15 protein-coding genes, 1 tRNA gene and 1 other RNA gene are annotated in these 18,206 nt (G+C 66.1%); 12 read left to right on the top strand and 5 right to left on the bottom strand.

Translation table 11 applies throughout. From position 1 onward, the window contains the following. Positions 1–449 precede the first annotated feature (449 nt). Positions 450–1,385, top strand: a complete 936-nt coding sequence (locus ACTHQS_RS13915; RefSeq protein WP_440169919.1) for an oxygenase MpaB family protein — start codon at positions 450–452, stop codon at positions 1,383–1,385. A gap of 79 nt (positions 1,386–1,464) precedes the next feature. On the opposite strand, the gene ACTHQS_RS13910 is transcribed toward ACTHQS_RS13915, so the two are convergent. Further along, positions 1,465–1,549: transfer RNA gene (locus tag ACTHQS_RS13910), tRNA-Ser, on the bottom strand. 392 nt (positions 1,550–1,941) lie between these two features. Between ACTHQS_RS13910 and ffs the strand changes: the two genes are divergently transcribed. From ffs to ACTHQS_RS13890, 4 genes are all read left to right on the top strand, one after another. Further along, positions 1,942–2,038: signal recognition particle sRNA small type (gene ffs, locus ACTHQS_RS13905), an RNA gene on the top strand. A gap of 21 nt (positions 2,039–2,059) precedes the next feature. Further along, positions 2,060–5,515: a DNA polymerase III subunit gamma and tau gene (locus tag ACTHQS_RS13900; RefSeq protein WP_440169917.1), complete on the top strand. Its 3,456-nt coding sequence runs from the start codon at positions 2,060–2,062 to the stop codon at positions 5,513–5,515. Positions 5,516–5,589: 74 nt separating this feature from the next. Beyond that, positions 5,590–6,189 (top strand): recombination mediator RecR, encoded by a 600-nt coding sequence (gene recR, locus ACTHQS_RS13895; RefSeq protein WP_141158226.1) that lies wholly within the window; start codon positions 5,590–5,592, stop codon positions 6,187–6,189. 226 nt (positions 6,190–6,415) lie between these two features. Continuing rightward, positions 6,416–7,774, top strand: a complete 1,359-nt coding sequence (locus tag ACTHQS_RS13890) for an aspartate kinase (RefSeq protein WP_440169914.1) — start codon at positions 6,416–6,418, stop codon at positions 7,772–7,774. Between the two features lie 82 nt (positions 7,775–7,856). Here the strand turns inward: ACTHQS_RS13890 and ACTHQS_RS13885 are convergent, their stop codons facing one another. Together ACTHQS_RS13885 and ACTHQS_RS13880 are read right to left on the bottom strand one after the other, a co-directional pair. Further along, positions 7,857–8,072: a hypothetical protein gene (locus tag ACTHQS_RS13885; RefSeq protein WP_141158228.1), complete on the bottom strand. Its 216-nt coding sequence runs from the start codon at positions 8,070–8,072 to the stop codon at positions 7,857–7,859. A gap of 118 nt (positions 8,073–8,190) precedes the next feature. Next, a complete protein-coding gene (locus ACTHQS_RS13880) occupies positions 8,191–8,433 on the bottom strand; it encodes a hypothetical protein (RefSeq protein WP_440169911.1) in 243 nt (80 codons plus the stop codon). Positions 8,434–8,510: 77 nt separating this feature from the next. Between ACTHQS_RS13880 and ACTHQS_RS13875 the strand changes: the two genes are divergently transcribed. From ACTHQS_RS13875 to ACTHQS_RS13860, 4 genes are all read left to right on the top strand, one after another. Then, positions 8,511–8,984 carry a MarR family winged helix-turn-helix transcriptional regulator gene (locus tag ACTHQS_RS13875; RefSeq protein WP_440169909.1) on the top strand — a complete coding sequence of 158 codons (474 nt, stop codon included), beginning with the start codon at positions 8,511–8,513 and terminating at the stop codon, positions 8,982–8,984. Between the two features lie 75 nt (positions 8,985–9,059). Further along, positions 9,060–9,644 (top strand): SSI family serine proteinase inhibitor, encoded by a 585-nt coding sequence (locus ACTHQS_RS13870; RefSeq protein WP_440169906.1) that lies wholly within the window; start codon positions 9,060–9,062, stop codon positions 9,642–9,644. Then, positions 9,577–10,554, top strand: coding sequence for a 3-methyladenine DNA glycosylase (locus tag ACTHQS_RS13865; RefSeq protein ID WP_440169904.1), 978 nt, complete (start codon positions 9,577–9,579; stop codon positions 10,552–10,554). Before ACTHQS_RS13870 ends, ACTHQS_RS13865 begins: the two co-directional genes overlap by 68 nt. Further along, positions 10,551–10,883, top strand: a complete 333-nt coding sequence (locus ACTHQS_RS13860; protein WP_440169902.1) for a serine protease inhibitor — start codon at positions 10,551–10,553, stop codon at positions 10,881–10,883. Before ACTHQS_RS13865 ends, ACTHQS_RS13860 begins: the two co-directional genes overlap by 4 nt. 105 nt (positions 10,884–10,988) lie before the next feature. Here ACTHQS_RS13860 and ACTHQS_RS13855 read toward each other — a convergent pair whose 3' ends face one another. Next, positions 10,989–14,096, bottom strand: coding sequence for a S8 family serine peptidase (locus ACTHQS_RS13855; protein ID WP_440170138.1), 3,108 nt, complete (start codon positions 14,094–14,096; stop codon positions 10,989–10,991). Positions 14,097–14,368: 272 nt separating this feature from the next. Continuing rightward, positions 14,369–14,554 (bottom strand): hypothetical protein, encoded by a 186-nt coding sequence (locus ACTHQS_RS13850; RefSeq protein WP_440169900.1) that lies wholly within the window; start codon positions 14,552–14,554, stop codon positions 14,369–14,371. Positions 14,555–14,823: 269 nt separating this feature from the next. Here ACTHQS_RS13850 and purS point away from each other — a divergent pair, with 269 nt between their 5' ends. The 3 genes from purS to purL are packed head-to-tail and all read left to right on the top strand — an operon-like array spanning position 14,824 to position 18,156. Next, positions 14,824–15,075: a phosphoribosylformylglycinamidine synthase subunit PurS gene (purS, locus tag ACTHQS_RS13845; protein WP_015935902.1), complete on the top strand. Its 252-nt coding sequence runs from the start codon at positions 14,824–14,826 to the stop codon at positions 15,073–15,075. A 1-nt stretch (position 15,076) separates the two neighbouring features. Continuing rightward, a complete protein-coding gene (gene purQ, locus ACTHQS_RS13840; RefSeq protein WP_440169896.1) occupies positions 15,077–15,850 on the top strand; it encodes a phosphoribosylformylglycinamidine synthase subunit PurQ in 774 nt (257 codons plus the stop codon). Further along, on the top strand, positions 15,847–18,156 hold the full coding sequence (gene purL, locus ACTHQS_RS13835; RefSeq protein WP_440169894.1) for a phosphoribosylformylglycinamidine synthase subunit PurL: 2,310 nt from the start codon (positions 15,847–15,849) through the stop codon (positions 18,154–18,156). Before purQ ends, purL begins: the two co-directional genes overlap by 4 nt. The last annotated feature ends 50 nt before the right edge of the window (positions 18,157–18,206 follow it).

Genomic DNA, 18,206 nt, shown 5'->3' with positions numbered 1-18,206 from the left:
GCGCCAACCTGGTCCGTCGCCGTCGAAGGTGTCTCGGATTGCGTTTCCTGGGCGTTCAGCGTTCCGGACATTCCAGACGGGGCAGCAGCGCCTGCTCCGTCAACCGCGCGCGCCAACTGTGGCGGCTCTGCGGAGCCGGCAGAAAGATTGACGGCGCAAGCTGACGCCGCCAGGACGCCGGCAGCAGCGACGGCGCGGGCAACGGGGGGAAAGGTACGCTGGTCCGGCCTGCGATTGCCGGGCACGGAATTCTTGCCCAATAGACTGACTCCACGACGTGGCCTGCTGCCGCACGGTGTCTCGACGGTATGTCCCATGGGACCACAGGACGGCAGGACTGGAAACCCCGTGGCCGGACAATGCGGGTTTTTTGTGGGCCGTTAGGGGGATTGCCGGCGCTGCACTGCTGGATCCAACCGGTTCCCGCTGAAAATGGGCAACAATGTCTCATGCGCAATGTCCTTCGTACATGGCAGGACGAAATTAAAAAGACCTTCTCGGGCAGGGCCGATGCGCCGCCCGACTGGACAGTGAAGCTGGCAGAAGGCGACGACACCGGCTTCCACCTTCCCGGCTCGGCGGTGTGGGCAGTTCACGGCTCCATGACGCCCATCGTGGGTGGCATCCGAACGCTGCTCATGCAGTCGCTCCATCCTGGCGCCCTCGCAGGGGTGCACGAACACTCCAACTTCCGTGAGGATCCCCTGCGCCGGCTGGCCAACACCATCCGCTGGATCTTTACGGTGACCTACGGATCCACGGCCGCCGCGGAGGAGGCAACGGGGCGTGTCCGCCGCTTGCATGCGCCAGTCCAAGGCGGCTACAAGGACAACGACGGCGAAGTGCGCACCTACAGTGCCAACGATCCCAGGCTGGCCAACTGGATCCATCTGGCCTTCACGGATGGCTTCCTCGCAGCCCACAGGATTTGGGGCGGGCCCATCCCCGGCGGGCCGGATGCATACGTCCGTGAGTGGGCCCAGGCGGGGCGGCTGATGGGAGTGGAGGACCCGCCGCTGACGGAAGCACAGATGCGCAGCCAACTGGACCGGTGGTACGCGCAAGGCGAGCTGCGGGCGGATGCCCGGGTCAAGGAAACGGTGGAGTTCATCCGCAATGCGCCGCTGCATCCCTTGCTCAGGCCCGGATACAGGATTCTCTTTGCCGGTGCCGTATACAGCCTGGAACCCCGGTACCGGCAAATGCTCGGCCTCTCCGTTCCACGGCTGGGCCCGTTTCCCCTGCCGGTGAGGTTGGCCACAAAGGTGGTGCTCGGCGTCGTCCACCTCGCCTTGGGCGGCCCCCGGAGACGCATGGGGCCCAGCGAAACAGCAGCGAGGCAGCGCCTGCGGCGGCTGGGTGAACCGTTGGCAGACGGGGCCTGATCCCCACTTTCGGAGCCTGCACGGTCCGCATAAAGCAAGAACCCGGCCCCGCGGTGTGCGGGGCCGGGTTCTTGACCGGCGGAGAATGGGGGATTTGAACCCCCGAGGGCGTTAACCCAACACGCGTTCCAGGCGTGCGCCATAGGCCGCTAGGCGAATTCTCCAACTGCTTCTGAATCAAAAGCAGGTACTAGATTACCTGAAGTTTTCCGCATCGCCCAATTGGCCCATCCTGCCCAGGTTTTGGGCGGGCACTTTCCCCTCCCTGAGGGCCGGCGATGGTCGCCTTAACCTGAAAATGGACGCCCCCAATGCGCCCATTCCCTGTTGCACCGTTGAGCTGCCGGGTCCGTCCCGTTATGCCAGGCCACGCAGCTCACAACCTTGAGATTGCCCCAATCGGTGTACATACCCATGATCCCGGGTGGGCGGGAGTTAAGCAATGGAAAATTGGATTCCCTCTCAGCTCGGCAAGGGGCCGGGGACGTTCAAGGGCGCCCGCCTGGCGGCACCGGGGGCCGATTCGAGTCGGGCCGCATGTTCGGGTAAAGTATCTGACGGCCCCTCATGTGGCGTCATCCTGTTGAACTCCCCCAGGACCGGAAGGTAGCAAGGGTAGACGGGCTCTGGCGGGTGCATGGGGGGTCTTTACTATTCCCCCACAGGGCGGCATGATGTCAGCCCGGATTGGTAGGGTTTTCTCTGTGACAGTTACTACCGCCCTGTACCGCAGATACCGTCCCGACTCGTTCGCTGACGTTATCGGGCAGGAGCACGTCACCGAGCCGCTGATGACGGCTTTGCGGAAAAACCGGGTCAACCATGCCTACCTTTTTTCGGGCCCCAGGGGCTGCGGCAAGACCACTTCGGCCCGCATTCTGGCCCGCTGCCTCAACTGCGCCCAAGGCCCCACGGACACCCCCTGCGGCACCTGCCCCAGCTGCATTGAGCTCGCACGCGGCGGTTCCGGTTCGCTTGACGTCATCGAGATCGACGCCGCGAGCCATGGCGGTGTTGACGACGCGCGGGACCTCCGCGAGCGCGCCACCTACGCACCGGTGCGGGACCGCTACAAGATCTTCATCATTGACGAAGCCCACATGGTCACTTCCGCGGGGTTCAACGCCCTGCTGAAGATCGTGGAAGAGCCGCCGGAACACATCAAGTTCATCTTCGCCACCACGGAGCCGGACAAGGTGATTGGAACCATCCGGTCCCGGACCCACCACTACCCGTTCCGGTTAGTGCCGCCCGAGCCCCTGATGGCCTACCTGGAGCTCCTGTGCCGCCAGGAAAACGTTCCTGTCGCCCCGGGCGTCCTGTCACTGGTGATCCGCGCCGGCGGCGGCTCGGTCCGTGACTCGCTCTCGGTCCTGGACCAGCTCATGGCAGGCGCGGGCTCCAACGGGCTGGACTACGAGCTCGCCGTGGCCCTGCTTGGCTACACCCATGCGTCGCTGCTGGACGACGTCGTGGAGGCTGTGGCTGCTTCCGACGCCGCCACCGTTTTCCGCGCCGTGGACCGGGTCATCCAGACAGGCCATGATCCCCGCCGGTTCGTTGAGGACCTGCTGGAGCGCTTCCGCGACCTGATCATTGTGCAGGCCATGCCCGAAAGCGCCCATGCCATCCTGCGCGGGATGCCCGCGGACCAGATAGCCCGTCTGCAGAACCAGGCCCACAACCTCGGGGCGGCGGAACTTTCCCGTGCCGCGGATGTCACCAATACCGCCCTGACGGAAATGACCGGGGCCACGTCCCCCCGGCTGCACCTCGAACTGCTGTGCGCCCGGATCCTGCTGCCCAGCTCCGAACAGAACGAGCGCGGCATGGCCGCTCGGATCGACCGGGTGGAGCGGCGGCTGAACTACGCAGGGAACGACGTCGGCGCTCCCGCCACGGCAGTGCCGGCAGCCACGCCTGGCAATTCCTCGCCAGGCCCCCAGCGTGCGCAGGAACCGGCCCCCCGGGAGTCGGCTGCGCAGGAACAGGCTGTGCAGGAACAGGCCGTCACGGAACCATCTGTCCAGGCCGCTCCGGCCGTACCGGCAGCTCCTGCCGCCCCGGCAGCTCCTGCCGCCGCGGGCTCCGGAGACGGCCGTGTTGTTCCCGCCGCTGATGGCGCCCGCAGTCCCCTCACACCACCGCGGGTCAGCACCAGCGACTGGCCCGTCGAGGAGCCTTCCCGTGCCCGCACACCACAGGGCCATGCCGTTGCGGGGACCACCAACGCCGTCCAGCAAACTTCTTCGGCGCCGCAGACCACGGCGGCGCCGCTGGCACAGGACAATGGCGTGCCCCGGGCGCAGGAAGACCGGCAAGCGCCCGGCCGGGCGCCCGCGCCGCACAGCCAGGACCGGCCGCACGCCCCAGCCAACCACCCGGCAGACCAGCAATCTCCCGGACATCAGGCACCTGCCCACCAGGCTTCGCCAGCGCACTCCGCAGAACCGGGCGCGTCCGTACCAGCCGCTCCCCCGGCCATGGGCGACGTGGAGGTACTTCGCCGGGCTTGGCCGGACGTCCTGCAGGCGCTGTCCAAAATCAAGCGCAGCACATGGGCGCTCGTTGAGCCCAATGCGCAGGTCCAGGCGTTCGACGGCCGTATCTTGACGCTGTCCTTCACCACGTCCGGGCTTGCCGGCGCGTTCGGCCGGGCGGACCACTCGGACAACCTGCGCCAGGCCATCCACAAGACGGTCGGCATCGACTGCCAGATTGATGCGGTTGCCGGCGGGGGAAGCCAAGCGAGCTCTGAGCCAAACCCAAAAGTGCCCGCCAGCCCGGTGGCTCCGGCCACCTCAGCTGACGTTGCCTGGGGGCTGGCTCCTGCGCCCGCCCAGGCAGCCCCGGCGGTGCAGGTACGCGCAGCCGCGGCAGTTACCGGGACGCCGCTGGCCGGAAGCTCCGCCGTTGCCGGCAGTTCCACCACTGCTGGGAACACCACCCCTGCCGACCGTTCCGGGAGTTCTGCTGTCGCCGCAAGCCCGTCGGCCGCACCTTCGCTCACCCCTGCGGCTGCAACCGCTCCGGGGGAACACCCGGTGGCCGACGCCGACGAGGGCGGCACCCACGGGATTGAGCCTGGCCGCGGGGCGGCTAATGGCGCGCTGGTCCAAGCCCACACGTCCGGTACCCCAGCCGCCCCATCCACCTACCCTTCTGCCGGAGGCGACTACTCCTACTCCGATGACGATTGGGGACCGCCGCGGGATGAGGACGCTCCCCCGCTGGATGAGGAGCCTCCCATGGACTGGGAGCCCTCTGCCCGGCCCGGCAACCGGACGGCACCATCGTCCCCTGCCATCGGCGGCCACCAGCCGGCAGGCAACCAGACAAAGGCTGCTGCAAACCCCCAGGAAATGACTGCACCTGATGGCCCGCGACCGGCCACCGCCGCGCAACCGGCTGCCCAGCCGGCCGCCCAGCCTGCGGGTGGCGCCCACGATCCCTGGACCCGGGCTGTGGAACAGGCGCCCGGAGTATGGGTGGTGGGAGACAAGAGCAACGTGGGCGCTAATACCGCCCCCGCTTCCGCAAATGACAACATCGGGGCATCGGCCACCGTTCCCCATTACGCGCCGGCAACGGCCCAGGTGCCCCCGTCGATACCCGTGGCGCCGGAGGCGAGGGCTGCTGCAACGGCGGCAGGCTGGGATCCTGGAGCGGTCTCCGGCCCCGTACAGGCGGAGCCGGCTGCGGGAACTTATCAGTCACCGGTCCCCGGCCCCGCTCCGGCACCTGAATTCGCCATGGCGGCCGCCGCACCCGTCCCAGTTGCGCAGGCCGCGGTCACGCAGCCTGCGGTTCCACAGGCTACAGTTGCACCCTCCCTTCCGCAGCCGGGGCCTGCTGCGCCTGCTTCTGCGCCGGTGGCCCCGCGAACGGAAACGCGGCAAAGCCTCTACCAACGTCTGTCCAACAGCCCTGAAGCGGAGGCCGGTCGCGCCAAAGCGCCGGCCAGGGCCGCCGCTGCCCCGAGCGCGTATGTCCAGGACATACCCAGCGCCGACGACGAAACCATCGAGGAATCGGGCGTGTTCGGCCGGGCCGCCGTCGAACGCATACTGGGCGGAAAACTGATCGAGGAGCGGTCCCTGGACGGAAGCCCGGTTCCGCCGCGCTATTGACGGCCACGGCCGCCGTCCGGGCGTGGCCAAATGATTGATCCATCCGCTGTTCACATCAAGCTAAAGAGGGAAACGTGTACGAAGGTGCTGTCCAGGAGCTGATCGATGAGCTCGGACGCCTTCCGGGTGTGGGGCCCAAGTCCGCACAGCGGCTGGCGTTCCACATTCTTGAAGCCGACCCCCAGGACATGAAACGGCTGGTTGAGGCCATCACCACCGTCAAGGAGCGGGTGAAGTTCTGCACCGTCTGCGGCAACGTCACCGAGCAGGAGCTGTGCAACATCTGCCGCGATCCCCGCCGCGACCCCGCCGTCATCTGCGTGGTGGAGGAGTCAAAGGACGTCCTGGCAGTGGAGCGCACCCGTTCGTTCCGCGGCCGGTACCATGTGCTGGGCGGCGCCATCAACCCCATTGCCGGAGTGGGGCCGGAGCAGCTGCGGATCCGCGAACTGCTCACCCGGCTGAACGACGGCGAAATCCAGGAAGTCATCATCGCCACCGACCCCAACCTGGAGGGTGAGGCAACGGCCACCTACCTGGCCCGCATGCTCAAGACCATCGGCATCGCAGTCACCCGCCTTGCCTCTGGCCTCCCCGTGGGCGGTGACCTGGAATACGCCGACGAAGTCACTTTGGGCCGCGCCTTCGAGGGCCGGCGCAACGCCCTGGGCTGAGGCACCCAGCGGCCTCCCGCCGTCGTGCTTCACCCCGGCCGGACCTGCCGCAGCCCTCTCTGCAAGCACCACTGCCCGCGGACGCAACAGCCCTCCGTGGCCGGGATGTGGTCACAATTAAACGTCCCTCCGGGCGCGGCGATAAACTGTCCCAAGGATTGCCGCGCCCTCCAGCGTCAGGCTGCCTGGCCTCCAGAACTCCAATTGATCCGATGAAGGTACGCGCATGAGTACGCCCACCACCGAAGTGCACAACGCAACACAGCCTCGGGCGGCAACCGCCTCCGGCGCGGTGACCAAACAACTCATCGTGCAGAAGTTCGGCGGCTCCTCCGTTGCGGACGCTGACGGCATCAAGCGCGTTGCAAAGCGCGTGGTGGATGCACAGCAAGCCGGCAACGAGGTGGTGGTGGTCGTCTCCGCAATGGGTGACACCACCGATGAGCTCCTGGACCTCGCGGCCCAGGTGACCGATTCCGCCCCCGCCCGCGAAATGGACATGCTCCTTTCTGCCGGTGAACGCATTTCCATGGCATTGCTGGCCATGGCCATCAACAAGCTCGGCGCCTCCGCCCAGTCCTTCACCGGGTCGCAGGCGGGCATGATCACCGACGGCATCCACGGCAAAGCACGGATCATCGACGTCGACCCCCACCGCATCCGCACCGCCCTGGACAAGGGCAACATCGCCATCGTTGCAGGCTTCCAGGGCATGACCCGGGCCACCAACGAAATCACCACGCTGGGCCGCGGCGGTTCCGACACCACTGCAGTGGCGCTGGCCGCAGCCCTTGAAGCGGACGTTTGCGAGATCTACACCGATGTTGACGGCATCTTCACCGCAGATCCGCGCGTTGTCCCTTCCGCCCAGAAGATCGACACGATTTCCAGCGAAGAGATGCTGGAACTCGCGGCCTCAGGCGCCAAGATCCTCCACCTGCGCTGCGTGGAATACGCCCGCCGCTTCGGCGTCCCACTCCACGTCCGTTCCTCATTCAGCCAGCATGAAGGCACCTGGGTCATCCCCAGCGCCGACGACAAGATCACCACACAAGAGGGAGTTGCCTTGGAGCAGCCAATCATCTCCGGCGTTGCGCACGACCGATCCGAAGCGAAGGTCACCGTGGTCGGCGTCCCCGACATCCCCGGCAAGGCTGCCGCGATCTTCCAGGTCATCGCCGATGCGCACTCGAACATCGACATGATTGTCCAGAACGTGTCCACCCACGGCACGGGCAAGACCGACATCTCCTTCACCTTGCCCATCGTCGAAGGCGCCGATGCCCTGGCCGCCCTTCATGCCGCACAGGACCAGATCGGCTTCGAAGCCATCGAATACAACGAGCAGATCGGCAAGCTGTCCCTGATCGGTGCCGGTATGCGTTCGCACCCCGGCGTCTCCGCCACGTTCTTCAAGGCACTGTCAGACGCCGGCATCAACATCAACATGATCTCCACCTCGGAAATCCGCATATCGGTGGTCACGCACGCCGATCTGCTGGACGAGGCGGTGCGCGTGATCCACAAGGCGTTCGGCCTGGACACCGAAAGCGAAGCGACCGTCTACGGCGGCACCGGCCGCTAGCCGCAAAGGAAAAGCCGGGCTGCCCTTCCCCGAAAGGAGGAGGCGGCCCGGCTTTTCTGTCTCTGGAGGTATCCAGGAAGGATCAGGTTTCGCGTTCCAGATCTTCGCGGCGCACCGCATAGTGGTGACCGGTCGAATCGGTCTCCACCACGAAATGCGAAAGATCCTCTTCGGAGGCCTGTTCGAATTCGTCGTGTTTGTGCACCACGGGCGCATCCGCGTCCAGTCGGGTGGCAGGACCAAAGACGAAGCGGAGCCTCTCAGTCAGGCCCATGAAACTGGTGAGGACATGTGCCACTGTTTTCCACCCCCTTCCCGAACATCGGGCGAAAGTGCAGCCGGCTCCGGCAGGAGCCAGTGCCCCCATTTTATGCCCGGGACAGGAAAAAGGCTCCGAAGCATGCGGGAAGGAATTGCTACCGCAGGGAGCGGTCCTCAGGGTTCTTTGGGACCACATAGGTGCTGCCGTCCGCCCTGGTAATGGTCTCCCATTGCTGGGTCTCCGCCTGGCGCTGGGCCAGCAGGCGGCGGTTCTCTTCAGTCATATCGTGCGCCAGCGCAGTGCGGCTGGCGGGGCCGAAGACGGCCCTCAATTTTCCGGTGGCGCGCATGAAGCGCTGGGAGGCGTTGCCCTTGTCCGCGGACCTGTCCCTGCCCATGAAGAGGTTCCTTCCACTCACTGTTGACCTGGTACAAATGTACACTAATGGTTAGTGCCCTAACAATTGGAGGACCAATGACTGCCACAGCGGCAACGGACCCGGAAGAAATGACCGCAGCAAGCGAGGAAGACCTGCTGCTGGAACATCAGCTCTGCTTCGCGCTGACAGTGGCTGCCCGCAGCGTAGTCGGCGCCTACAAGCCCGTACTCGAGAAACTCAACCTCACCCATCCTCAGTACCTGGTAATGCTCTGCCTGTGGGAAGACAGCCCCCGGACCGTGCGGAACATCAGTGAAGCCCTCGCCCAGGAACCGGCCACCATCTCCCCGCTTTTGCGCCGGCTGGAGGCAGCGGAACTGATTACGCGGCACCGTGCGCACGGCAACGAGCGCGCACTGGCGGTCGAACTGACACCCAAAGGCACCGCACTGCGGGAGCAGGCGCTCCAGGTGCCGGGCACCATGATGGAACGGCTGGGGTTGACCCGGGAGCAGGTCACTGAACTTCACGCGTCCATGATGGGACTGATCGCAGCCACCACCCAGTGAGTGATTGCGGCCAAACAGCAACCTGCAGGCCATGGCCAAGCGACTAGAATTGCTGGACGAAGGAGAGGTGGCCTGATGCGGAATTTTCGGATGCTCGCGGCATTCCTGGCAGTTGGCGCCGGACTGATCTCCGGCTGCAGCGGCACTCCTGACAGCGGCACGTCCGGGTCGACAGCCCCTCCCTCGTCCTCGTCCAACTCTTCCTCCCCCACGCCGGGAAGCTCGTCCTCCGGCACCGCCGCTCCCTCCGCCGACACGGAAACCTCTGTGCCCGCTCCCGCCCCCGCCACGTCACGGCCAAGCAATGGACCGGGGCAGGGTAACGCTGAACTTGCCATCACCGTAGTGCCGTCGCCGGGCGCGCCTGACGTCAACTACACCTTGGTCTGTTCCTCAGGCACGCCCGCCGAGGAGAGCAGCCATCCCAACGCCGCTGCCGCCTGCGCTGCACTGAAAGACGATCCGGCCATCGTGGCTCCGGCCGCGCCGGGCACCTCTCAGCCCTGCACCCAGCAGTACGGCGGCCCCCAAACAGCCACCGTCACGGGCGTGGTGGACGGCGTCGCCGTGGATTCGAAGTTTGCGCGGACCAATGGATGCGAGATCAGCGCCTGGGAAGCTGCCAAGGACGTATTGGGCGCATCCGGTGGAGCCTCTTAAGCTCCTGGCGGCGGACAGTGCGCGGATAAGGGAAGAGTCCCACCTGCAGCGCGTCAGCCGCTATGCCGATCCATATCTCGCCCGGCGGTCCGCGGGACAGAAACACCCGGTGGAGGACTTCCTCTTCACCTATTACACGCAAAAGCCCGGCCAGCTGAAGCGTTGGCACCCCGGCGGGGGCGCGGTCCTTACCGGCGACCCCGCAACCGAACGGCTTGGCTGGAAGCATTACCGGACGCTCGACGACGGCGAACTTGCCTCCCTGGGGCTGGCTGCGGGAAGCACCGCGGTCACCTTCGACCGGCGCGCCTTCCTTGCCGACCGCAAGGATGCAGTGGCCTTCGCCGGCATCATCCTCCGCGGCACTGAGGCCAGGCCGGCCCAGTTCGGCTGCTTCGGCCTCCACGAGTGGGCTATGGTCTACCGGCAGGACAAGTTCGAACTCCGCCATGAGTACCTGCAGCTGCGTTTGGGAGCAGCCGGTACGGACAAGGTGGTGGAGGACAACAGGATCCGCTGCACCCACTTCGACGCGTTCCGGTTCTATACCCCGGACGCCATCCCGCTCAACGAGCATTCCCCCAGCCGGGAATCGCAACGGCACATGGAGCAGCCGGGATGCCTGCATGCCAACATGGACCTCTACAAATGGGCATACAAACTGCTGCCGGCGCTGTCCAGCGAATTGGTGATGGACTGCTTTGAGTTGTCGTGGCGGATCAGGGCCATGGATATGCAGGCATCCCCGTACGACCTGGCGGACTGGGGATATCCCGCAATCCCCATCGAGACGACCCACGGCAAGGCCGCCTATGTCGAGCACCAGCGGACGTTCGCAGCGGAGGCGGGGGTCCTGCGCGGAAGGCTGGCCGTGGAACTTGAGGGCATCGCAGCGGGAGCCCCGCGGTGATAGACCTCACCATCAGCATCCGTGACCACCCCGACGCCCCCGAACACGTGTTCCGGCTGGTATCCGAGGACGGCCACCCCATCGCCGGGACCACACTGCCCGAGCCCGCGGGCGCCCTGGCAGCCGTGGAGCGGTTCGGTGAGGACATCTTTTTCCCAAAGCCGGGCCCGCCCAAGCTGTGCACGCAGCAGTACGGGGGCCCGCAGGTTGCTGTGGTCACCGGTACATTCCGTGGCCGCAGCGTCCACGCGACCTTCAGCCGCACCGACGGCTGTGAAATTGCCCGCTGGAAAGCCATGGGCCCCTTGCTGGGCGGGACCGCCACCTAGCTTCCCGCGCACGGACCAACCGGGCGGGAACCACAGCGGCAGGAAACGAAAAAGGTCCCGGGCGGCCTGGCGACCACCCGGGACCTTCCCCCCATGTCTTCCCGGCTACGAGGCGGGTACCGCCTGTGCCAGGCCAAGCTGGGGAGCGCCGGCCGGAGCGGGAGCCGTGCCCGTTCCCACCTGCACGTTCACCCAGGTTTTGATGCCGTTGCTGCCGAGGCTCAGCCGTGAGAGGTAGGACCCCTCGGCAAGGCCCGTCCAGTTCAGCGTCGCGGAGGTGGCGGTTCCGTTCGGCGCCACGATGGGGTTCGGGTTCACTGTCAGGTTGCCCGCATCTCCGGCAAAGGTCACGGCCTGGACGGAGGCAGTGGCTGGCCCGTTGTCCGGGGTGGCATACAGGTTGGCCACCACGTAGTAGGTACCGGGACGGGGTGATTCCAGGTCCAGGAATTCGCTCGCGGATGCCGTTGCCACCTGGGTTGCCGTGAGGCCACCCGCTCCGTTCGGGGCGTAGACCACCATGTCCCAGTCGACGTCGTTCGACTGTGCCTGGATGCCCAGCCGGGCAAACGACGTGCCTGCCGGCACGTTTACCTCGAGCAGGGCATTGTGCGCGTCATTCGTGGGCGCGTACGCGCCCGGGGTCTTGGTGACGGCGGTCTGGCTGAGCGGCGCCAGGCCTTCCACGCCAACGGCGATGGGGTTGTCCGAGCCGGAGACGAGCTCCATGGTGCCGCTGCCGGTGCCCGTGGCCGAGTTGAAGGAGAACGACGGGGCGATCTGGGCGTCAACGGGGCGGATGGCGATTGGCGACGTCACCGTCCGGGGGCCCTTCCAGGTGAGGCTTCCAGTAGTGAATTGCCCCACTGGTGCGCTGGTGTTCCGGATGGTCACGGTCACTTCACGGGTCTGGCCGGCCTTGGCGAAGTTCAGTGCCTTGGGTTCCACATTGACGTTGAAGCCCGGCATGTTCACTTCGGGCCGGTAATTACCCGGCACCAGGGCGGTGATCTTGCGTTTCACCTGGACCTCCCCAACCAGGCTGCCCAGCGCGATGGAGGGCAGGTTGAGGTCGCGGGCAGCGATTGTGCCTGCCTGCGGGGCTCCGGTGTCCACGCCCTGTCCGTTCAGGAAGCCGAGCCAATCCTGGATGCCGGAGTCGTAGACCAGCCCGGGATCGAGGACTCGGGTTGAATCGATATGGCCTGCACCGCCCTGGAAGGGATCCGTGTTGGGAGTGCCGTCGGCCTTAACCAGCGGGTAGGCGGTGGTCATCATGGCGGACTTCACCATGGCGGGGCTCCATTTGGGCTGCTTGCCCAGTACCAGGGCGCCGAAGCCGGCGATGTGCGGGGCCGCCATGGAGGTGCCGGACATGAAGCCAAACTGGGCGCCGTGGTTGCCGATGGTGGAGACACCAGCCAGGACGTTCACACCCGGGGCCGAAATATCCGGCTTGAGCAGGTCACCGCCGGATGCAAGGGTGGGTCCGCGGGATGAGAAGCCCGCGATCTGGGGTGCGGCTGCCGGCGGCAGGCCGGTCAGGTCGCCCTTGACCAGGCTGACAGTCAGCGCCGGGTTGGCTTCCAGCTTGGACTTCAGTTCCAGGCTCTCGGGGGCGTTGACGTGGACCGTGGGAACGACGTGGTTGTCGGCGTCCTCCGAGCTGCTGGTGAGGTTCACCAGGATCATGCCCACGCCGCCCTTGTCCAGGACTTCCTGGCTCTTGGCGGTCCGGTCCACCACGCCGCGGTCGCAGACCACCACCTTGCCGGCCACTTTGGTAGCATCAAGGGTTCCCGGGCCGCAGAGGTTGGGGTTGGCTGCACCGGGCGCGGCGGCAGCGGCAGCCACGACAACGGGCTTGTCCGCCACTTCCGATTTCATGATGGACGCACCGCGGTACAGCGAACCATCGGACACCTTGACCGTTCCCAGCAGGTCGCTGGGGAAGGTGGAAGCAGCCACCGTGGTCAGCCACGGAGAAGCGTGGTTCACGGTGGAAGCGGTGGGGCCGGAGTTGCCAGCGGAGGCAGATACGAAGATGCCGGCGGCGGCAGCGTTCAGGAACGCCAGCGCCACGGGGTCGGTAGTGCTGTTGTTGTTGCCGGATATGGAGTAGTTCAGGACGTCGACGCCGTCCTTGATGGCGGCGTCCACGGCCTCAACGGAAGCGGAGGAATAGCAGCCGCCGGTGTCCGGACTGGTGTCTTCCCAGCAGACCTTGTAGACGGAGACTTTCGCCGCGGGGGCCACGCCGGAGCTCTTTCCGAAGCTGGCTCCGTCGATCACCTGCTCGATGTTGGCGTTGCCGGCTGCCGTGGTGGCGGTGTGCGTGCCGTGGCTGCCAACGTCAACGGGAGAGATCTGCTCTTCCGGTGCTCGGTTTCCCGGGGGCACGTACTGAAGGAAGGAATCAGCGAAATACCGGGCACCTATGACCTTGGAATTGCACAGCGATCCGTCAAAGGATGCCCTGGTGTCCTGGCCCTTTTGGCATTCGCCCTCGAACGTGGTGCCGTCCGCCTTAAGCATGGCAATTTTGCCGTCACCAGTGCGGTAGGGAACACCAACCTGCGGGGTCCCCTGCAGCGGCTTCAGCGGTTCGCCCTGCAGGAAGGGGTTGTCCGGCGCGTAGCCGGAGTCGATGACGCCAACCACTACACCCTTGCCCGCGTTGGCTTCTCCGCCGAACTGCTTGGCCCACGCCCCCTCGGGGCCCGTGAGCTTAAGGAAGTCGTTGGTGGTGTAGTCAGGCTTGTTTTCAACGTCGGGCGCTACCACCAGGACCCGGTTGTCCTTTGACAACGCAGAGGCCTGTGCCGCTGTCAGCTCCGCGGTGAATCCGTTAAGGGCTGCGGTGTACTGCTGGACGGGGGTGACGCCTTGGGACGCTGCAACGTCCCGCTGCTGGTTGCGCAGGTGCGCGTCGTACGCCTTGTAGTTGGGGCTGGCGGCGTCCAGCTTCCTGCCCTGCTGGGGCTTGGTTGCGCCCAGCCCTGCTGCTCCCCCTTCATAGGCTGCGGCAGCCGGGCCGGCGAGTACCACGATGTACCGGCCGTCCTTGAACTGACTGTTCTTTGCGCTGGAGGAAGCATTTCCCGCACCCTGGGCGTCAGGCGCCGCCGAAGCGGGGCCGACGGCCAGCGAGCTCAGGATCAGGGGCAACCCGACGGCCAGCGCGGCCGCCTTCCGGAGTCCCCCAGCCCGCAAAGGGCTCATTCCAGTTGATTTCACGTGCAACCCTTTCACGATGTGCCGCCCAGACTTGGCGGGCGCCGACCGACTGGCACTGCAGCGGAAATTACAGGTTTTGTAATGTGCTGAGACCAGACTGATCACAGAGTACAGAATGAGAGCGCGATATGACATAGGGCACAATGTGGGAAATTTTGCTTGTCATACGAACGGCCGAAAGATAACCAGGTATAGAAAAAGGGCGTCCCGAAGGACGCCCTGTAACGAGCGGAGAATCGCTGCCCGCGCTATTGCCGGGGAGTGCGCACCACATCACTGATCCATTGCCTGGTCTTCTCATCCACCGGCCCGGCTACGCGGGTGTCGCGGGCCAAGCGGTCCGCTTTCACCTTCTGGAACACCATCCGGCCCAGGCCGGCGAACACGGCGGCGGCAACCACCGGCAACAGCACAGACTTCGAATTCTCAGCCATCCAGCAATCCTAGTGAAGGCCTCCCGTCAACTCCAGAACCACTTTTGGAAACCGCCCCCGGCTCCAGGTTTCCGCCGGCCCGGCTGCACGGCCCCCCGGGATACAAAGGGGTGCGCGCGGGCCGGTAGAATGGTAAGGCAAGCTCGCGGAGCGCCCGACCTCATGGTGAACCAACCCAAGGTGACCCTTTGTCCCCGACACACCGGTACGGCGTGAGACGGCACCACTCCGCTGCGCCCTTACCCAAGCTCACGCACAGGAGTTGCCGGATGCCCCGGATCGTTGTTGACGTCATGCCCAAGCCCGAGATTCTGGACCCGCAGGGGAAAGCGATCGTCGGCGCTCTCCCCCGGCTGGGCTTCACCAGCTTCAGCTCTGTCCGCCAGGGCAAGCGTTTCGAACTGACGGTTGACGGCGAGGTGACGGAGGAAATCCTGGCCCAGGCCCGCGACGCCGCCGAAACCCTCCTGTCCAACCCCGTGATCGAGGATGTCGTCAACGTCGAGGTCGTCGAGGCCTGAGATGACTGAACTTCCCCTGATTGGCGAGGCTGTCGCCGTCGCCGCGGAGCCGCGCCTTGCCGGCGCCCGGATCGGCGTCGTTACGTTCCCCGGCACCCTGGACGACCGGGACGCCGCCCGCGCCGTGCGCCTGGCCGGTGCCACCGCCGTCGAACTCTGGCACGGCGACACCGAACTCGGTGACGTGGACGCCGTCGTGATTCCCGGCGGCTTCTCCTACGGCGACTACCTCCGTGCCGGCGCCATTGCCCGCTTCGCACCGCTGATGTCCAAAATCATCGACGCTGCGAATTCTGACGCCAAGCTGCCCGTGCTCGGCATCTGCAACGGCTTCCAGATCCTCACCGAGTCGCACCTGCTGCCCGGTTCGATGATCAAGAACGACCACCTGAAATTCCTCTGCCGGGACCAGGTGCTGCGCGTTGAGAACACCAACACCGCGTGGACGCTGGACTACCAGGCGGGGCAGGAAATCACCATCCCGCTGAAGAACCAGGACGGCCAGTACATCGCGGACGAGAAAACCCTCGACGCCCTTGAGGCCGAGGGCCGCGTCGTGTTCCGCTACGTGGGCTTCAACCCGAACGGGTCCCGCCGGGACATCGCCGGCATCTCCAACGCCGCCGGCAACGTGGTGGGCCTCATGCCGCACCCCGAGCACGCCGTGGAGCCGGGCTTCGGCCCCGAATCCCTCGATGGCATCGGCGGTTCCTGCACCGACGGCCTCGGTTTCTTCACCTCCGTACTGAACAAGATTGTGGGAGGCGACAAGTGACCACCGAAACCACCAAGAAGTTCAACATCGACACCGTCGAGAACGCCGCGAAGACCCCGGACACTGAGCTGCCCTGGGCCGAGCTGGGCCTCAAGCAGAACGAGTTCGACGAGATCGTCAAGGTCCTGGGCCGGCGCCCCACCGGCGCAGAGCTGGCCATGTACTCCGTCATGTGGAGCGAGCACTGCTCCTACAAATCCTCCAAGAACCACCTGCGCCAGTTCGGCCAGAAGGTCACCGAGGAAATGAAGAAGGACATGCTGGTGGGCATCGGCGAAAACGCCGGCGTGACCAACCTGGGGGACGGCTGGGCCGTAACCTTCAAGATCGAATCACACAACTCGCCGTCGTTCGTTGAGCCCTACCAGGGTGCCGCGACCGGCATCGGCGGAATTGTCCGCGACATTATCTCCATGGGCGCCCGGCCCGTGGCCGTCATGGATCCGCTGCGCTTCGGCGCCATCGACCACCCGGACACCGCCCGCGTCATGCACGGCGCAGTGGCGGGCATCGGCGGCTACGGCAACTCCCTGGGCCTGCCCAACATCGGCGGCGAGATGGTGTTCGACTCCGTTTACCAGGGCAACCCGCTGGTCAACGCCCTCGCTGTTGGCGTCATGCGCCACGAGGACATCCGCCTGGCGAACGCCTCCGGCAAGGGCAACAAGGTGGTCCTGTTCGGTGCGCGCACCGGCGGCGACGGCATCGGGGGCGCGTCCGTGCTGGCCTCCGAGTCCTTCGACGACACCAAGCCGTCCAAGCGTCCCGCCGTCCAGGTGGGCGACCCGTTCGCGGAAAAAGTGCTCATCGAGTGCTGCCTGGAGCTGTTCAAGGGCTCCCTGGTTGAAGGCATCCAGGACCTCGGCGCTGCAGGCATCTCCTGCGCCACCTCGGAACTGGCCTCCAACGGCGACGGCGGCATGCAGGTCGAGCTGACCTCCGTCCTCCTGCGCGACCCCACGCTGACCCCGGGCGAGATCCTGATGTCCGAGTCGCAGGAACGCATGATGGCCGTTGTCACCCCCGAGAACGTGGAAGCGTTCGAAGCCGTGATGGACAAGTGGGCCGTGGAGTACTCCTGGCTGGGCGAGGTGACCGACACCGGCCGCCTGATCATCACGTGGGAGGGTGACGTGATTGTCGACGTCGATCCCCGCACCGTGGCGCACGACGGCCCGGTCTACGACCGCCCGTTCGCCCGTCCCGAGTGGCAGGATTCGGTCCAGGCCGACACCTTCACCGGGTCCGTCCAGGACGCCGGACGCCCGGCAGCTCCGGCTGAGCTCGCTGCGGCCGTGACCGAACTCGTGGCCTCGCCGAACATGTGCTCCAAGTCCTGGATCACCAACCAGTACGACCGCTATGTGGGCGGCAACACCTCCATGGCCTTCCCGGACGACGCCGGCGTGGTCCGCGTTGACGAGGAGTCCGGCCTGGGCGTGGCCCTGGCCACCGACGCCAACGGCCGCTACACCTACCTCGACCCGTACCACGGCGCGCAGCTGGCGCTGGCCGAGGCTTACCGCAACGTCGCCACAGCAGGCGCCATCCCCATGGCCGTCAGCGACTGCCTGAACTTCGGCTCTCCCGAGGATCCGGACGTCATGTGGCAGCTGGCTGAGGCCATCCGCGGCCTGTCCGACGCCTGCATGGTGCTGGGCATCCCCGTCACCGGCGGCAACGTCTCGCTGTACAACCAGACGGGCACCACCCCCATCCACCCCTCCCCCGTGGTGGCGGTCCTGGGCAAGCTCGACGACGTCGCGCGCCGCACGCCGTCGGGCTGGCGCGAGGATGGCCAGGCCATCTACATGCTGGGCACCACGAGTGCCGAGCTGGACGGCTCCGAGTGGGCCAACATGCGCGGGCACCTCGGGGGGCAGCCGCCGAAGGTAGACCTTGAGGCCGAGCGCTCACTGGGTGAGATCCTGATCAACGCTTCCCGCGACGGCATGATCGACTCCGCGCATGACCTCTCCGAGGGCGGCCTCGCGGCTGCGCTGGTGGAGTCTTCGCTGCGCTACGGCGTGGGCGCCCGGATCGCGTTGCAGGACATCATGGACCGGGACGGCGTGGACCTGTTCACGGCGCTCTTCTCCGAGTCCCAGGGCCGTGCCATTGTGGGCGTCCCGCGGTCCGAGGAAGTCCGCTTCACGGACATGTGCACCGCCCGCGGTTTCGCCCACACCCGCATCGGCGTGGTGGACGCGGCCAGCGGCAAGCTGGAGATCAACGGCGTGGAGGGCCTCTCCCTTGACGCCCTCCGCGAAGCCCACGAGGGGACGCTGCCGAAGTACTTCGGCTGATTTAGCCCTCATCGATTGCTCCGTACTTGTCGTTTTGAACCCTCAGAACG

The sequence above is a fragment of the Arthrobacter sp. SAFR-044 genome (genome assembly GCF_051965175.1).
In the GTDB taxonomy this organism is placed as follows: Bacteria; Actinomycetota; Actinomycetes; order Actinomycetales; family Micrococcaceae; genus Arthrobacter.
This window is presented reverse-complemented; position numbering and strand designations above follow the sequence as displayed.

Coding starts and splice junctions, on each gene's coding strand:
- ACTHQS_RS13890 (WP_440169914.1), top strand. CDS start 6,416: ATGAGTACGCCCACCACCGAAGTGCACAACGCAACACAGCCTCGGGCG.
- ACTHQS_RS13915 (WP_440169919.1), top strand. CDS start 450: ATGCGCAATGTCCTTCGTACATGGCAGGACGAAATTAAAAAGACCTTC.
- purQ (WP_440169896.1), top strand. CDS start 15,077: ATGACTGAACTTCCCCTGATTGGCGAGGCTGTCGCCGTCGCCGCGGAG.
- ACTHQS_RS13900 (WP_440169917.1), top strand. CDS start 2,060: ATGTCAGCCCGGATTGGTAGGGTTTTCTCTGTGACAGTTACTACCGCC.
- purS (WP_015935902.1), top strand. CDS start 14,824: ATGCCCCGGATCGTTGTTGACGTCATGCCCAAGCCCGAGATTCTGGAC.
- ACTHQS_RS13880 (WP_440169911.1), bottom strand. CDS start 8,433: ATGGGCAGGGACAGGTCCGCGGACAAGGGCAACGCCTCCCAGCGCTTC.
- ACTHQS_RS13870 (WP_440169906.1), top strand. CDS start 9,060: ATGCGGAATTTTCGGATGCTCGCGGCATTCCTGGCAGTTGGCGCCGGA.
- ACTHQS_RS13875 (WP_440169909.1), top strand. CDS start 8,511: ATGACTGCCACAGCGGCAACGGACCCGGAAGAAATGACCGCAGCAAGC.
- ACTHQS_RS13865 (WP_440169904.1), top strand. CDS start 9,577: ATGGATGCGAGATCAGCGCCTGGGAAGCTGCCAAGGACGTATTGGGCG.
- ACTHQS_RS13850 (WP_440169900.1), bottom strand. CDS start 14,554: ATGGCTGAGAATTCGAAGTCTGTGCTGTTGCCGGTGGTTGCCGCCGCC.